The organism is Nocardia sp. NPDC088792, from assembly GCF_044750615.1.
Lineage (GTDB): Bacteria > Actinomycetota > Actinomycetes > Mycobacteriales > Mycobacteriaceae > Nocardia.
Map to the genome: position 1 here is coordinate 947,719 of NZ_JBIVKC010000003.1, position 13,916 is coordinate 961,634.

A 13,916-nucleotide genomic window follows, 5' to 3' on the forward strand; every position below is an offset into this window, starting at 1 on the left:
TCACCGGCAAGCCATCCGATTCCGCTCGCCAGGAGGAGAGATCAGTGCTCGACCACATCTATATCTCGGTAAGCGATATCCCCCGCTCGCTGGCTTTCTACACCGCGGCCTTGAAGCCCTTGGGCTGGCGAGAACTCGGCAGCTACGACTCCTCCACCGGGCCGGCGGGAGTCCCCGACCTCTTCGGGTTGGCCGACGCCGCCTATGGTTCGGGCACCGCTGTCGGGGCCAGTATTTGGCTCCGACAGCGTCAGCCGGGTGAAACCGGTCTCTACGCCGGGTTCGTCGCTGACAGTAAGGCCGAAGTCGACGCTGCCTACGCGGCGGCGATCGAAGCCGGCGGAACGAGCGAGGGCGAACCGGCGATTCGCGAATACTTCGCCCCGAGCTACTACGCCGCCAATATCGCCGACTTCGACGGCAATCACCTCGAGATAGTCCACAAGACCTTCAACCCGCCGAGCCGTCCACGCCTCACGTAGACAGACCGCGGGCTCATGGCCGCGCGGGGATGCCGAGATCGTCGAGCAGTCCGCGGATGCGCTGCTCGATCTCGTCACGGATGAGGCGTACTGCGCCGATGTCCTGACCGGCGGGGTCGTCGAGTTTCCAGTCGAGGTATTGCTTTCCGGGGAAGTAGGGGCAGGTGTCGCCGCAGCCCATGGTGATCACGATGTCGGAGGTTTGTACCGCGTCGGCGGTCAGGACCTTCGGAGATTCGGTGGAGATGTCGATCCCTACCTCCCGCATGGCATTTACCACGGTCGGGTTGAGGTGATCGGCGGGTGCGGAACCGGCGGAACGGACTTGGACGCGGTTGCCGGCCAGGCGGGTGAGGAAGGCGGCGGCCATCTGGGAGCGGCCCGCGTTGTGGACGCAGACGAACAGCACACTGGGGATGGATGTCATTCGTGGAGTGCGCCTTTCAGCTGGGAATGGTGGGGTTCTGGACCGGTGGCGGGGTAGACGAGCCCGATCAGGGTGAGACCGATTGCCGCACCGATCAATTGCGCGATGATGAACGCGGGTACCGAGGCCGGGGCGATGCCGGCGAAGGTGTCGGAGAACATCCGGCCGAGGGTGACGGCCGGATTGGCGAAGGACGTCGAGCTGGTGAACCAGTAGGCCGCACCGATATAGGCGGCGACTGCCGCGGCGGACAGTGCGGCGCGGGCGGTGCGGGCGAGGCCGAAGATGACCGCGATGAGGCCGGCCGTGGCCACCACCTCACCGACCAGGTGCCCGGTGGTGGCCCGGTGATGAGTGGAGATCTGGATCGCGGCCCGGTCGAACATGATGTCGGCCAGCACCGACCCGGCCACACCGCCGAGGACCTGGGCGACGACGTAACCGGCCAGGGCGCCCGTGGTGAGGCCGGCGCCGCGACGCCGTCCGGCCAGCCAGTCGGCCATGGAGACAGCGGGATTGAAATGCGCACCGGAGACCGGGCCGAAGAGCAGGATCAGGACACCGAGCCCGAACACCGTCGCCGTCGAGTTCTCCAGCAGTTGAAGCCCGATATCGCCGGGGGAAAGCTGCTGGGCGGCGATGCCGGAGCCCACGACGATACAGACGAGCAACGCGGTGCCGAGGAATTCGGCGAGCAGTCGCCGGCCCGGGTTCAGCCGCAACAGGGGGCGCCCGGTGCGGTGGCGTTCTCGGCGGCGCCGCAGCAGACCGCGATCGCTTCATCGTCGGGTACCGCCTCGCCGGTGGCGAGAATCGGTGCGGTGCCGAAGGTTTCGCTGTCGGACAGGACGGTGTAGACCTCCCAGGGCTCGGCGTCGGGGGCGGTCACCCACACCTTGTCCTGGGTGGCGAAACAACAGGTGGTGGCGATCTGCTCCTCGGTGAACAGGCCGGCTTGGGACAGGCGCGCGATTTCGGCGTGTACCTGGGGGCTGGATTCCACTTCGACGCCGAGGTGGTTGAGGGTGCCGCCGTGGCCGGGGTTCTCGATCAGGACCAGTTTGAGGGGTGGGTCGGTGATGGCGAAGTTGGCGTAGCCGGGCTTGCGCTTGGCGGGGTCTGCCTGGAAGAGGGTCGAATAGAACTGGACCGCCGAGTCGAGATCATCGACGTTGAGGGCGAGTTGGATGCGGGACATGGCCATACCTCTACTTCTGAGACATATGTCGAATAACTGGATGAGGTGAGTCTGCTCCACCTCTTCGACATATGTCAATAAGGTGCGTAGTGTCGGTGGCATGCCGAAGGCGCTTCCTGTGATCGATATGTCCAGCCCGGTCTGCTGCGCACCGGTCGCGGCGGGGCCGCTCGACGATGCCATGGCGCTGGAGATCGCGTTGCGGCTCAAGGCCATTGCCGACCCGGTACGCGTCAAACTGTTGTCCCTGCTGTTCGCGAGTCCCGAAAGCGAGGAGAACACCGGCAATCTCGCCGACATGGTCGGGCTCGCGGAATCGACCGTGAGTCATCATCTCGGCCAGCTGAAGAAGGCCGGCCTGATCGAATCCGAACGCCGCGGCATGAACACTTATCACCGCGCCCGCCGCGATGCGCTCTCCGCCCTCTGCTCGGTGCTGGATCCCAACTGCTGCCGATGAAGTCCCGATTCACGCCCGTCCGCTAACGCCCACAACGCGAGACCGACGAGGCTGAACCCGGCACCCAGGGCACAGACGGCACCCCAGCCGGACACCGCGTAGAGGGTCGTCGCGGCGAGGGCGCCGGTGGCACTGCCGAGCGAGTAGAAGACCATGTATCCGCCGATCAGGCGGCTGCCCGCGTCGGGGTGCAGGGCGTAGATCAGGGTTTGGTTGGTGACATGGACCGCTTGGACGGCGAGGTCGAGCAGGATCACTCCGACGATCAAGGCCCAGAACGAACTCCGGGTGAAGGCGAGTGGGAGCCATGACGCGGCGAGCAGGGCCAGCGCGAGGCCGGTGGTCTGGCGGGAGAATCCGCGGTCGTTGAGACGGCCCGCCACCGTTGCCGCCAGGGCACCGGCCGCGCCGATCAGGCCCAGCGACCCGATTGCGCTGTGCGACAGCAAGTACGGGGGCTCACTGAGCGGAAGCGCGATGCTGCTCCACAGGGTGCTGAAGGCGGCGAAGATCAGGAAGGCGAACAGCGCCCGGAGCCGCAACAATCGCTCCCGGGCAAACAGGGTGATCGTGGAGCGCAGCAGTTGTCCGTAGCGCAGTGTTGCGGGGCGAATATCGGTGTGGCGCGGCAGGACTCGGTACAGGATCAGGGCGAGCACCGCGGTGATCGAGGCCGAGGCGAAGTAGACCGAACGCCAGCCGGCGAGGTCGGCCAGAAGCCCGGATACGGTGCGGGCCAGCAGGATTCCGATGACCACGCCGCTGGTGACGAGACCGACCACGCGGCCGCGACCGGCGGGCGGGGCCAAGGCCGCGGCAAAGGCCACCAGCGTCTGCGTGACCACCGCGAACAAGCCCATCGCCGCCATGCCCGCGAGCAGGACCGACGCCGTGGGGGCGGTGGCTATCACGGCCAGCGCTATCACCAGCAGCAGTAATTGCGCCACGATGAGGCGCCTGCGATCGACCATGTCACCCAGTGGCACCAGCACGAAGAGCCCCAGCCCGTATCCGACCTGCGTGAGGGTGACGACGCCACCGACCAGCGCCGGACTCATGCCGAGTTCCGCGCCCATGGTCACCAGAAGTGGTTGGGAGAAGTAGACATTCGCCACCGCCGCCCCGCAGGCGACCGCGAACAACAAGACCACACCACGGGTCATCAGCATTCCTCCGCACATCCAGTTTCAACTTGCTACCAGATATGACGGTAAGCATTTTGGTAGCATGTTGCAACCACAGTAGAGAGGATCGCCATGGTGAACCGCACGCGTTTCGACGACAGCGAATGCCCCGTCGCCCGGTCGGTGGACGCGATCGGCGACTGGTGGTCACTGCTGATCGTGCGCGACGCGTTCGACGGCAGCCGCCGCTTCGGCGAGTTCCAGCGCAGCCTCGGCGTCGCGAAGAACATCCTCACCACGCGCCTGCGCGCCCTGGTCGAGAGCGGGATCCTCGAATCCGTCCCGGCCTCCGACGGCAGCGCCTACCGCGAGTACGTACTGACTCCGAAGGGCAACGCGCTCTTCCCGGTCATCGTGGCGCTGCGACAGTGGGGCGAGCAGAACTTCTTCACACCCGGTGAAGCCCACTCGGAGCTGGTCGACCGACGAGACGGCCGATCCCTGCGCCCACTGGAAGTGCTGTCCACGGACGGCCGGCGCCTCACCCCGGACGACACCGTCGTCCACAAGGTCTCCCCCTCAGCGACCTGATGCCTGGATGCGTTGCCGCGCGGCCGCGCGTTCGGCACGGATCTGCGCGCGGCGCGCAGCCACCGCCGCGGCCACGGATTCGCCTCGGGTGATGGCCCGATAGACGGCATGCACATCCTCGAGCGCATCGCGGGCGCCGACCCCCGCGGCCGGTGTGATGGCATGGTCGGCATCACCGACCAGCAGCGCCGGCGCCTTCGGGTCGGCCGCCGTATCCAGGGGCACGGTACGGGCATTGGATACGTGCACCGAATCGGTATGGGCGAGCAGGGTTTCCAGCACGGCACGGTTCGAGGGCGTGGCAGCGAGCACCTCGTCGGCCCAGTCACCGGCCGTGCGCAGTCCCAGATCGTCGGCCCGAAGCGGTTCGCGCGGAATGCGCAGGAACCACACGGTGTCGATGCCGTGGTCCCACACATGCCCGAAGGTGCTGCCTTTACCGGACGGGATGATCTCGTTGTAGAAGTGCAGGATCGCCGCGGGCGTGGGCAAGGTCAGCGGTTGAGTGGCAATGCCGTAGATGACAACATCTCCGGCGTAGACCGGCGTGCGATCCGGTTCGATCGCCCCGCGTACCACGGAGTCGATGCCATCGGCCGCGATCACCGGACCATCGGCCACGGTCACGGGCAGCCGCCCATCGATCCGCAACACACATGCGCCCGCATCCACGGAGACCCCGGAGACAGCGGTGTCGTAATGGGTATCGACATCGGAACCGTCGAGGAACTCACGCAATACGCCGATCAGATTGCGGCGCAACCACAATCGATGCCCGGTATCCATGCGAGCCGACACCGGCCCGGAGCTGTCGGTGACATCCAGTCCCCGAATCGGGTGCGACGCGGCATGCAGAGCGTCGAGGTCGACACCGAGACCGGTCAGCGCGACATGCCCGCGGGCGTCCAGGAACAGGAATGCCCCGCCCCCGCCCCCGTGATGTTGCCGCTCGTAGAGGCTGACCGATTCCCCCGTGCGCGCCAGCGCCCCTGCCAGCGCGGTACCGGCGATACCGCCGCCGAGGATCGTGGTCGCCATATCCGGATCTCCCGCATGTTGTTCCGTAACGAACAATTCCAGCCGGAAGCGATCCTACGGTCTAGCGGGCGTGAATGTGCGAGATGCCCATGGGCGAGGTCGGGGGCGGGACGTCGCCGACGGGGGCGCGGAATTCCTGAAGGGCCGGAAGGACATCCACGTGGCGCGCGGCATAGCAGCGGACCTGTGGGAGGGCGTGGCCGACCTCGCTGCGCTCGAGCGGTTCCGAGTCGATGTAGCCGACCTGGTCGAGGCCGACGCCGAGGGTTTGGGCGATGCGGGAGATGGCGGCGGATTTGCGGCCCCAGCCGACCTCGACCACCGCGAAGCGTTCGTATACGCCGTGGCGGCGCAGTTGCTCTACCGTCCAGGCCCATTCACCCCGGGAGGCCACCGCGTGCATGACGCCGCGTTCGGCGAGGATGCGTAATGAGCGTGCTGCTTCCGCACGAAGTGTGCCTGCGGTGGAATCGCACACCGTTCCGTCCCACAGTGTGTTGTCCACTTCCCAGACAAGACATTTCACAGTCGTCGCCACCATTACGCGCCCCTACAGTCTCTCCAGCGTCCCGTACCGCGTGCACATCGCAAGCGAGGACAGCAACCATCCGGTACCACAGGTGCCGGGCGGTCCCCTCTTTCCGGAACCGCCCTGCGCGTGACATCGTAGGGGCTGTCTGGGCCAATGCACCAGCGCTGGCAAATGCGAGACACTGGTATTTCAGCGCCATGGAAGGGTTCCTGACGGTGAGATCATTGCTGGTGGCGTCGCTCCGCAACCCCGTGGACGACGTGGAAAGGACGAGGCCGATGCGACAGCGACGGAAACTGTCGAGTGGCCTGTCCGCAGTGGCGCTGGCACTGGTACTGACCGGTTGTGGCGCCGCGCAGGAATCCGCTCCCGTTGTCGTCGGTTCGCTCCCGCCCGTGCCGCCCGCCGCCGCGCCGACCGCCCAGACCCCGGTCACCTCGGCCGCTGCGACCACCTCCAGCGCACAACCCGCCGCGAGTCCCACCGCGGTTCCGGCCGTGGACCCCCTCGCCGATCAGGCGCTCATCGACCACACCGAGTGGACCGACGACCCCGATGGCCGGCGCCTGCACGTCTACCCCACTCAGGCCGGGCGCACCGATACCTTCCCTGCCGCCGGGGATCGTGCCTGGCAGGAGGTCCTCACCGACGCTCCCGATGCCGACACTCCCGGCATGTACGACCAATTCAAATGTCACTGGGAGTATGCGCGGGTGGTGCAGCCCGACAAGCCCAGCTGGAATCTCGAACCTTGGCGTCCGGCGGTCGGGTATCAGGCCACCGTGGCGGCGCTGTGCAATCCGGGCGGGCCCGAACGCTGAGACGCCGTTCGTAACCACTGGGACGGTGTCCACGGGGGTATCCCCATGTCGTTCGTGTTGGTAACGAGAAGGTACCGGCGAAAGAGGTTGCGGGCGAGAACCTTCGAGCCGCGCGGGAAAACTGCGTATCGTTGGTGGGGTCCAGCGCGAACTCCTGGAGGGAGGGCACGGTGCGGTTCTCTGCGCCTGCGTCCACCGCCGGGCCCGACGCCGCCCGGGATCCGGTGCGCCCGGTCGTGCGCCACCTCTTCCCCGCCCTCGGCGAAACCACCGACGTCTATCTGGATTCCGCGTCCACCACGCAGAAGCCGGCCGCGGTGATCAGCACCGTGCATCGATACCACTCCTCCCGCACCGCCAATGCCGGTCGCGGCACCTATCCGTGGGCCGGCAGCCTCACCCGCGAGATCGAGACGGTACGCGAACGCATGGCCGCGTTCATCGGCGCCGAACCCGACGAGGTGGTGTTCACCGGCGGCGCCACCGCGGGACTCAATGCGGTCGCACTGTCCTGGGCCCTCACCAATCTGCGCGACGGCGACGAAATCCTGTACAGCCCACGCGATCACGCCTCCAACGTGTACCCGTGGCAGCACCTGCGGCGCATCCTGCACGGCTTCGGGCGCACCATCCGGTTGACGCCCTATCGCGTGAACGCCCTCGGCGAGGCCGATTTCGAGGACCTGTTCGCACGCATCACCGCGCGGACCCGCCTCGTCGCCGTCTCGCATCTGCACCACGTGTTCGGGGCGCTCACCACGCTCGAGGAACTGCGCGGCCGCATCGATCCGGGCATCGCGTTGTGCTTCGACTGCAGTCAGAGCGGCGGGCATATCCCGGTGCGGGTGCAGGAACTGGACGCGGACTTCGCGGTGTTCTCCGCGCACAAGATGTTCGGCGCCCCCGGCACCGGCGTGCTGTACTGCCGGCGCCGCCGCCACGGCGAGCTCGCGCCCTTCCTGCCCGGCGGCAATTCGGCTGTGTCACTGGATGACTCGGGATTACTGGCGGGCCCGATGCCGCAGCTGCTGGAGGGCGGCACGCACAATATTCCGGGCATCCTCGCACTGGGCACGGCCCTGCAGGTCCTGGAAGAATTCGGGCTCGACACGATCCGATCCCACAATCGCGCCCTGACCCAGCGGCTGATCACCGGCCTGCGCCCGATTCCCGGTCTGGAATTCCTGCCCGGACCCGCGCATGCGTCATGCGAAACCGGTTACGGCATAGTGTCTTTCACCCTTGCCGGGATCAGCGCCACCGATCTCGGGTTCGTGCTCAGCGAACTCGGATTCCTGGTGCGCACCGGCGCCCACTGCATTCCCACCGACAATTCGCCTGCCGACGAGGATTCGGTGCGGGTCAGCACCCACCTCTACAACACCCTCGACGAGATCGACCGGTTCACCGAGTGTGTCGCGACGATAGCCGAGGAGGTCACATGACCATGAACGGCCACCAACCCCGCTACGACCGCCGAGCCGCCTCCCGCGTGCTGGCGGGCCTGGCGCGCCCCGGGCTCGGGACGCCCGCGCTGGTCCCGCCGCCACGGCGCATCGAATACACCAGTGCGCCACTGCGTCCCGAGGCCGGATCGCACCTGACGCTGTCGCAGCGGCTGTACCTGGAACGATTCATGCGCCCGTGCCGTGCCGACCAGGTGACCAGTGCGACCCACCGCATGACCTGGACCGACAGCGACGGTATCCCCAATACCGGGCACTTCCATTCCGGCGGACTGGGTCCCGTCGTGCCCATCGCCATGCGGGAGACCGTGCTGGCGCTCTGGCATGCGCTGCAAGCCGATACTGGCCTCGCCCTGCGCGTCACCGAGCTGACCCCGCGCGACGAGGCGGTGCTCGAAGGCACCACCACCGATCACGACCCCATGGACATCTTCCGCGTCGGCATCGAGGCCTGCGGGCGGGCGCTGGCCCAGCATGCGCTGCTTGCCCGGTCCACGCCGTATCGCACGCCCGCCGAATTCGCGCACGGCATGCGCGATTCCGGCATCTACTCCGCGGTGGCAACCCGCTGGTATTGGGAGCTGCAGGCTTCCAGCTACCGGCGCGGCATGATCGCGGTCACGCTGTGCACGCAACCCGACGGCACCATCCGCTACTCCGCGGAGACCGTTGCCACGCTGCGCGCCATGAAGGATATGACCATCGAGGACGCGCACCGCACCATGCGGCGCGCCACCCAGGTCGAGGGCTTGAGCGTGGCCGATGCCATCACCAAGTACCACGACGAACTCGACGTGATCTCCCGCCAGTACGCGCTGCTGCCGCCCGGCACCCGGCCGGCCTGCCTGGCCGCCATGCCGCATCAGCTCGGCGGCGCGCATTACAGCATCCTGCCGGTGGTGGTGGACAAGTTCACGGAGCTGTTCACCGCCGTGGTGCCGACGGTGACGGTGGCCGAGGTCGCCGCCGACACCGGCTCGGAGACCGGCGAACTCGCCGCCGAGGACCAGGTGTTCTACGTGCCGGACATGAGCTGCAAGCACTGTGTGCGCACCATTACCGGCGTGCTGGAATCCATGAGCATCGGGGTGCGCGACGTCGACCTGACCAGCAAGCGGGTCATCGCCGAATTCCGCAGTCCGCGCAATCGGCATCGGGCCTTCGAGGCGTTACGCGACAGCGGCTACAACCCGACCGCGGAGCGCACCGAACCCGCCACCGCCACCCTGCCGCGGCCCGCCACCACGGAAACCGCTGTATGACGGAGGTTTCCGCGCCGCCGATCCTCCCGGCCTATCTGCATCCGCTGGTGCGCGCGTTCCTCGATGCCCCCGGCGCGGTCGAGGACGCATTGTTGCAGTACGGCTCCCCCGCGCATCTGGTGTTCCCGCAGGTGTTCGATGCCAACCTGCATCGACTGCAGGGCGTGCTGGAACAGCGCCTGACCGGGTTCCGGATCTGCTATGCGCACAAGGTGAATCAATCGCGGGCGTTCGTGCGCACCGCCGAACGCGCCGGCCTCGCCATCGATGTGGCCTCCGAGGCCGAGCTGGCCGGTGCCGTCGGCGCCGGATTCGGGCCCGCCCGTATCGAAGTGACCGGGCCCAAGGGAGAAGGGTTCCTGCGCACGCTGATCGGCAGCGGGGCCACCATCAATGTCGACAATCTGTGGGAGCTGCGGCGACTGGCCGAGCTCGGTGCGGACAATGCCGGAGTGCCGGTGCTGCTGCGGGTCTCCGGATTCCCGGGCACGCCGGTCAGCCGGTTCGGGGTGCCGGTGCGGCAACTCGGCGAGGCCTTCGAGATTCTCGCCGCGTACCGGGATCGGATCGACTTCCGCGGGTTCGCCTTCCACCTCGACTCCGGCGAACCGGTGGAACGGGTACGGGCCGTGGAGAATTGCCTGGCGCTGACCGAACTCGCCTACGAACACGGGCTGGCACCCACCGTGCTGAATATCGGCGGCGGATTCCGGCAGGTGTTCACCGCCGACCCCGAAGCCTTCGACGCGTATGTGATCGCGCTGCGCGAATCACTGCTGGGCCGTGGCGAACCGATGGCGTGGGGCGGGAACACCTTCGGCTATCACCTCGACGGCGGCGCGGTGCACGGCACACCGGTGTTTCACAAGTACGCCAATACCGTGCCCGCGGACCGCATGCTGGCCGACCTGCTCGATACCGGACTCGAGACACACGGCGGGCGCACCGTCGCCCGCATCGCGGACGAGAATCTCCTCGAACTGTGGCTGGAACCGGGCAAGGCGCTGGTCGATCATGCCGGAATCACCGCGGCGCGCGTGGAGTTCGTCAAGGAGACCGCCGACGGCAGCATCCTGGTCAACCTCGATGTCAGCCGCGACACGGTCACCCCCGCGGATCAGGAGGTGATGGTGGATCCGATATTGCTGGCCCCGGCGGCGAATTCCGCTACGGCCACGGCGGATTCCGGTCCCGCCGGGGTCTTCCTGGCCGGGCGACTGTGCCTGGAACGCGATCTCATCACCAATCACAAGGTGTGGCTGCCGCGGCGGCCCGGCCCCGGCGACGTGATCGTCTTCCCCAATACCGCCGCCTACCACATGGATTTATCGGCAGCGACCGCATCCATGCACCCACTGCCACCGAAACTCGCTGTCACCCAGCACGACGGGAGTTTCCAGGTATGCCGGGATCACGATTACGAACCCGCCCCGGAACGGCACGAGGTGCAATGATGCGCTACGACCACATCACCGAACTCATCGGCAATACGCCACTGCTGCGCCTGGATCCGGCCGTGCACGGACTGCCGAATATCGAGCTTTACGCCAAACTCGAGTTCTACAACCCGTTCGGGTCGGTCAAGGACCGGGTGGCATGGGGAATGATCCGCGACGAACTCGACGATATCGTCGCGAACGAACAGACACTCATCGAAGCCTCCAGCGGCAATACCGCCAAGGCGCTGCGCATTCTGGGCGCCCTGCACGGGGTCGGGCTACGGGCGGTCACCAATCGCATCAAGGTGGCCGAGGTGCGGGAATTGCTGCAGCTGTTCGGCACCGAGATCGAGGAACTACCGGGGCTGTCGGAATGCCCGGACCCGACGGCGCCGAACGATGTGTACTCGGTGATCGAATCGACCATGGCGAAAGCGCCGGGCGAATGGTTCCATCCCTCGCAATACACGAACGAGAAGAATATCGAGGCCCACTACGAGGGCACCGGGCGCGAGATCCACGAGGACCTCACCCGCGACGGCATCACCCGCGTCGACTATCTGGTGGGCGGTCTGGGCACCACCGGATCGACCCGTGGCGCGGCCACTTTCCTGCGCAAGCACAATCCCGAGCTCAAGACCGTCGCGGTGGTCTCCGAGCGCAGCGACTTCATTCCGGGCATCCGCTCGGAAACCGAGATGTGGGATGTGGGGCTGTTCCAGCCCGACTTCTACGACCGCATCATCGCGGTGGAGGCCGGGCGCGCGGTCGATGCGACCCTGGAACTGGCCACCGGTCACGGCGTGCTCGCCGGCCCGACCAGCGGCGCCACCTACGCCGCCGCCCTCGAATACCTCGCCGCGCTACCGGATTCGCCGCCGGAGCGCCCGATCGTCGCGGTATTCATCGTCTGCGACCGCATCGAGCCCTACCTGTCCTACATTCGCAAACGCCGCCCCGAACTGTTCGGCAAACCCGGTCGCGCCCAGCCACCCTCGGCCGCCGAACTCGCCGCCACCCCCGCACTGTCCCCCGATCAGCTCGAGGAGCTGGACCGCACCGCCCGCCCCACCATCGTCGACACCCGCGGCGCTATGGCCTACCGCATCGCCCATATCCCCGGCGCCCTCAATATCCGCGACGATCAGCTCGACGACATGCTCACTCACGGCATCCCCTTCTCCCGCTCGCGCCCACTGGTTTTCGTCTGCCCGGTCGGTGAGGTCTCACTGCGCTTCGCCGCCCTGGCCCGCCGCGCCGGCTACGACGCGTCGAGCCTGGCAGGCGGTATCAACGCGTGGCGCGACAGCCGCAAACCCATGGAGTCGGCCCCTCGCACCGGCTGATTGCCGTTCACTCCGGGCACGCGTCGTGGTCATCTGCCTGTTAGCATCGCGAAGCATTCGAATCGCGTGAGGGGCGGGAGAACACAGCCGTGCATGGGGGGCCGCCACCGGGGCCGCAACAGCCACCGGGGCAATCGCCGTATGGGTATTCGCCGGAACAACAACCGTACGGATATCCACCGCAACAACAGTATCCAGCGCAACAACAATATCCACCGCAACAACAATGGCCGGACCAGCAGCCGCCACAATGGCCGCAGCAGCCGCCACAGCAATGGGCGCCGCCACCGACGAAACCCACGGCGTCCCGCGGCTGGGTGCTCCCACTGGCGGCGGTGCTGGTCACCTCCGTGATCGGTGCCGGCGCGTTGTTCGCGCTGCGCTCCGGCGGCTCGACCGATTCGGCGTCGAGCAGCAGTCCCGACGATCGCGGCTACCATGTGGTCGACAAACTGTGTGACACCGCCGATTTCAGCGTGATCGCGAAAACGGGCTTCGAACCCGACACCGAGGACTTCGCGAAACCACGCTCGATCACCTCGCGGGACACGGCCGTCGACTCCGCCTCCTGCGATACGACCTATTCGGTCCGCGGCGGTGGCACGGTATTCGTCGAGACCAACTTCACGGTGCACAAGCAGACCAATCCGCTGCCGGAATTCCGAGCGGACTTCGACGCGGCGAAACAGCCTGCCGCCGACGGCAAGACCGCTGAGGTCGAGCCGGTGACCGGGCTCGGCGACGAGGCATACACGGTCTACACCGATACCGACGAGAAGCCGATGACCCTGTGGGTGCGCGACGGCTGGGCCGTGTTCGAGGTGAACTGGGAGCCGATGAGCAATCAGGTCACCAAGGACACCGATATCAACAAGGACGACAAGAAGAACGTCCTGACGGCGATCGCGACAGGCACCCTGCCGCGGCTGCGGAAGTAGCGGGGGCACACCGATGATGCCAGGAAACAATATGTACGCCCCCGTCCCGCCCGGTTACGGAGCACCGGGTCAGGGATACGGTGCGCCGAATCCGCAGCCACGCAAGGGGCGCCGCTGGCTGTGGCCCCTCGTCGCGGTCGTGGTGGCGGCCCTCGTGTGGGGCGTGGTGATCGCGGTGGCGGGCCATCGCGCCTCCGGCGCTACGGCCAGAGCGGACCTGCGTGGCTATCACGCCGTCGACGACCTGTGTACGGCAACGGATTTCGCGCCGTTGACCGGCCTCGGTTTCACCGTGAGTCCCGGCGAGGACGGCGCGAAGAATCCCTCCGCGGCGACCTTCCGTCATGCGGCGCTGGATCAAATGGGATGCGATATCGCCTTCATCGTGCCCGGCAGCAAGGACGCCGAGTATCCGGTGACCGCGTCCGTCGGGATCAGCGCGGCCCTGCACAAACAGGCTGATCCGGGACCGGAATTCGCCGCCGCCTATCAGTCGCAGGTCACCGGTGACTTCACCGATGACTTCCCGCAATCGAAGGTCACCCGGGTGCCGGGGCTCGCCGACGACGCCTACCAGGTGATCCAGCCCGACACCGAGCAGTTTCCGCGCACCGACGTGAAGCTGTTCGTCCGCGACGGCTGGATGGTGTACTCCCTCACCTTCTTCGAGGAACGCGGCAGCGACGAGATCAACGCGACCATTCCATCCGAAACCGATGCGCTGGCAATGCTGACCACCATCGCGAAATCGGGCATGGCCAAGCTCGAGGCCTGAAAACCATCGAGGGGGAC

16 protein-coding genes are annotated in these 13,916 nt (G+C 67.0%); 10 read left to right on the plus strand and 6 right to left on the minus strand.

What is annotated here, in order from left to right; genetic code table 11:
- The first annotated feature begins 44 nt into the window (after positions 1–44).
- Positions 45–482 carry a VOC family protein gene (locus tag ACIP5Y_RS22460; protein ID WP_400352357.1) on the plus strand — a complete coding sequence of 146 codons (438 nt, stop codon included), beginning with the start codon at positions 45–47 and terminating at the stop codon, positions 480–482.
- A gap of 13 nt (positions 483–495) precedes the next feature.
- On the opposite strand, the gene ACIP5Y_RS22465 is transcribed toward ACIP5Y_RS22460, so the two are convergent.
- The 3 genes from ACIP5Y_RS22465 to ACIP5Y_RS22475 are packed head-to-tail and all read right to left on the minus strand — an operon-like array spanning position 496 to position 2,107.
- A complete protein-coding gene (locus ACIP5Y_RS22465) occupies positions 496–909 on the minus strand; it encodes an arsenate reductase ArsC (protein WP_400352359.1) in 414 nt (137 codons plus the stop codon).
- Complete coding sequence (locus ACIP5Y_RS22470) at positions 906–1,634, minus strand: aquaporin (RefSeq protein ID WP_400353852.1); 729 nt, start codon at positions 1,632–1,634, stop codon at positions 906–908. The genes ACIP5Y_RS22465 and ACIP5Y_RS22470 overlap by 4 nt, the downstream gene beginning before the upstream one ends.
- Positions 1,622–2,107, minus strand: a complete 486-nt coding sequence (locus ACIP5Y_RS22475; RefSeq protein WP_400352361.1) for an ArsI/CadI family heavy metal resistance metalloenzyme — start codon at positions 2,105–2,107, stop codon at positions 1,622–1,624. Before ACIP5Y_RS22475 ends, ACIP5Y_RS22470 begins: the two co-directional genes overlap by 13 nt.
- Positions 2,108–2,207: 100 nt before the next feature.
- Here ACIP5Y_RS22475 and ACIP5Y_RS22480 point away from each other — a divergent pair, with 100 nt between their 5' ends.
- Positions 2,208–2,567 carry an Rv2640c family ArsR-like transcriptional regulator gene (locus ACIP5Y_RS22480; protein ID WP_400352363.1) on the plus strand — a complete coding sequence of 120 codons (360 nt, stop codon included), beginning with the start codon at positions 2,208–2,210 and terminating at the stop codon, positions 2,565–2,567.
- On the opposite strand, the gene ACIP5Y_RS22485 is transcribed toward ACIP5Y_RS22480, so the two are convergent.
- A complete protein-coding gene (locus ACIP5Y_RS22485; protein WP_400352364.1) occupies positions 2,501–3,730 on the minus strand; it encodes an MFS transporter in 1,230 nt (409 codons plus the stop codon). The genes ACIP5Y_RS22480 and ACIP5Y_RS22485 overlap by 67 nt on opposite strands.
- A 93-nt stretch (positions 3,731–3,823) precedes the next feature.
- On the opposite strand from ACIP5Y_RS22485, the gene ACIP5Y_RS22490 reads away from it, so the two are divergent.
- Positions 3,824–4,282 carry a winged helix-turn-helix transcriptional regulator gene (locus ACIP5Y_RS22490; RefSeq protein WP_400352365.1) on the plus strand — a complete coding sequence of 153 codons (459 nt, stop codon included), beginning with the start codon at positions 3,824–3,826 and terminating at the stop codon, positions 4,280–4,282.
- Here the strand turns inward: ACIP5Y_RS22490 and ACIP5Y_RS22495 are convergent.
- Together ACIP5Y_RS22495 and ACIP5Y_RS22500 are read right to left on the minus strand one after the other, a co-directional pair.
- The gene (locus tag ACIP5Y_RS22495; protein ID WP_400352367.1) at positions 4,271–5,320 is read right to left on the minus strand and encodes an FAD-dependent oxidoreductase; all 1,050 of its coding nucleotides are present in this window, start codon (positions 5,318–5,320) and stop codon (positions 4,271–4,273) included. The genes ACIP5Y_RS22490 and ACIP5Y_RS22495 overlap by 12 nt on opposite strands.
- 61 nt (positions 5,321–5,381) lie before the next feature.
- Positions 5,382–5,825 carry a hypothetical protein gene (locus ACIP5Y_RS22500; protein ID WP_397014853.1) on the minus strand — a complete coding sequence of 148 codons (444 nt, stop codon included), beginning with the start codon at positions 5,823–5,825 and terminating at the stop codon, positions 5,382–5,384.
- 305 nt (positions 5,826–6,130) lie between these two features.
- Between ACIP5Y_RS22500 and ACIP5Y_RS22505 the strand changes: the two genes are divergently transcribed.
- The 7 genes from ACIP5Y_RS22505 to ACIP5Y_RS22535 all read left to right on the plus strand — a co-directional run bounded on the left by ACIP5Y_RS22505 (position 6,131) and on the right by ACIP5Y_RS22535 (position 13,899).
- Positions 6,131–6,673 carry a DUF2599 domain-containing protein gene (locus ACIP5Y_RS22505; RefSeq protein WP_400352369.1) on the plus strand — a complete coding sequence of 181 codons (543 nt, stop codon included), beginning with the start codon at positions 6,131–6,133 and terminating at the stop codon, positions 6,671–6,673.
- A 170-nt stretch (positions 6,674–6,843) separates the two neighbouring features.
- The gene (locus ACIP5Y_RS22510) at positions 6,844–8,118 is read left to right on the plus strand and encodes an aminotransferase class V-fold PLP-dependent enzyme (RefSeq protein ID WP_400352371.1); all 1,275 of its coding nucleotides are present in this window, start codon (positions 6,844–6,846) and stop codon (positions 8,116–8,118) included.
- Positions 8,115–9,401 (plus strand): heavy-metal-associated domain-containing protein, encoded by a 1,287-nt coding sequence (locus tag ACIP5Y_RS22515; protein WP_400352373.1) that lies wholly within the window; start codon positions 8,115–8,117, stop codon positions 9,399–9,401. Before ACIP5Y_RS22510 ends, ACIP5Y_RS22515 begins: the two co-directional genes overlap by 4 nt.
- A complete protein-coding gene (locus tag ACIP5Y_RS22520) occupies positions 9,398–10,855 on the plus strand; it encodes a decarboxylase (RefSeq protein WP_400352374.1) in 1,458 nt (485 codons plus the stop codon). Before ACIP5Y_RS22515 ends, ACIP5Y_RS22520 begins: the two co-directional genes overlap by 4 nt.
- Positions 10,852–12,186, plus strand: a complete 1,335-nt coding sequence (locus ACIP5Y_RS22525; protein ID WP_400352376.1) for a pyridoxal-phosphate dependent enzyme — start codon at positions 10,852–10,854, stop codon at positions 12,184–12,186. The genes ACIP5Y_RS22520 and ACIP5Y_RS22525 overlap by 4 nt, the downstream gene beginning before the upstream one ends.
- Before the next feature lie 335 nt (positions 12,187–12,521).
- On the plus strand, positions 12,522–13,124 hold the full coding sequence (locus ACIP5Y_RS22530; RefSeq protein WP_400352378.1) for a hypothetical protein: 603 nt from the start codon (positions 12,522–12,524) through the stop codon (positions 13,122–13,124).
- A gap of 31 nt (positions 13,125–13,155) precedes the next feature.
- Positions 13,156–13,899 carry a hypothetical protein gene (locus ACIP5Y_RS22535; RefSeq protein ID WP_400352379.1) on the plus strand — a complete coding sequence of 248 codons (744 nt, stop codon included), beginning with the start codon at positions 13,156–13,158 and terminating at the stop codon, positions 13,897–13,899.
- The last annotated feature ends 17 nt before the right edge of the window (positions 13,900–13,916 follow it).

Bases quoted from the DNA above. Each gene is read 5' to 3' on its own strand.
- ACIP5Y_RS22465 (WP_400352359.1), bottom strand. From the start codon at position 909: ATGACATCCATCCCCAGTGTGCTGTTCGTCTGCGTCCACAACGCGGGC.
- ACIP5Y_RS22475 (WP_400352361.1), bottom strand. From the start codon at position 2,107: ATGTCCCGCATCCAACTCGCCCTCAACGTCGATGATCTCGACTCGGCG.
- ACIP5Y_RS22480 (WP_400352363.1), top strand. From the start codon at position 2,208: ATGCCGAAGGCGCTTCCTGTGATCGATATGTCCAGCCCGGTCTGCTGC.
- ACIP5Y_RS22485 (WP_400352364.1), bottom strand. From the start codon at position 3,730: ATGACCCGTGGTGTGGTCTTGTTGTTCGCGGTCGCCTGCGGGGCGGCG.
- ACIP5Y_RS22490 (WP_400352365.1), top strand. From the start codon at position 3,824: ATGGTGAACCGCACGCGTTTCGACGACAGCGAATGCCCCGTCGCCCGG.
- ACIP5Y_RS22495 (WP_400352367.1), bottom strand. From the start codon at position 5,320: ATGGCGACCACGATCCTCGGCGGCGGTATCGCCGGTACCGCGCTGGCA.
- ACIP5Y_RS22505 (WP_400352369.1), top strand. From the start codon at position 6,131: ATGCGACAGCGACGGAAACTGTCGAGTGGCCTGTCCGCAGTGGCGCTG.
- ACIP5Y_RS22515 (WP_400352373.1), top strand. From the start codon at position 8,115: ATGACCATGAACGGCCACCAACCCCGCTACGACCGCCGAGCCGCCTCC.
- ACIP5Y_RS22520 (WP_400352374.1), top strand. From the start codon at position 9,398: ATGACGGAGGTTTCCGCGCCGCCGATCCTCCCGGCCTATCTGCATCCG.
- ACIP5Y_RS22525 (WP_400352376.1), top strand. From the start codon at position 10,852: ATGATGCGCTACGACCACATCACCGAACTCATCGGCAATACGCCACTG.
- ACIP5Y_RS22535 (WP_400352379.1), top strand. From the start codon at position 13,156: ATGTACGCCCCCGTCCCGCCCGGTTACGGAGCACCGGGTCAGGGATAC.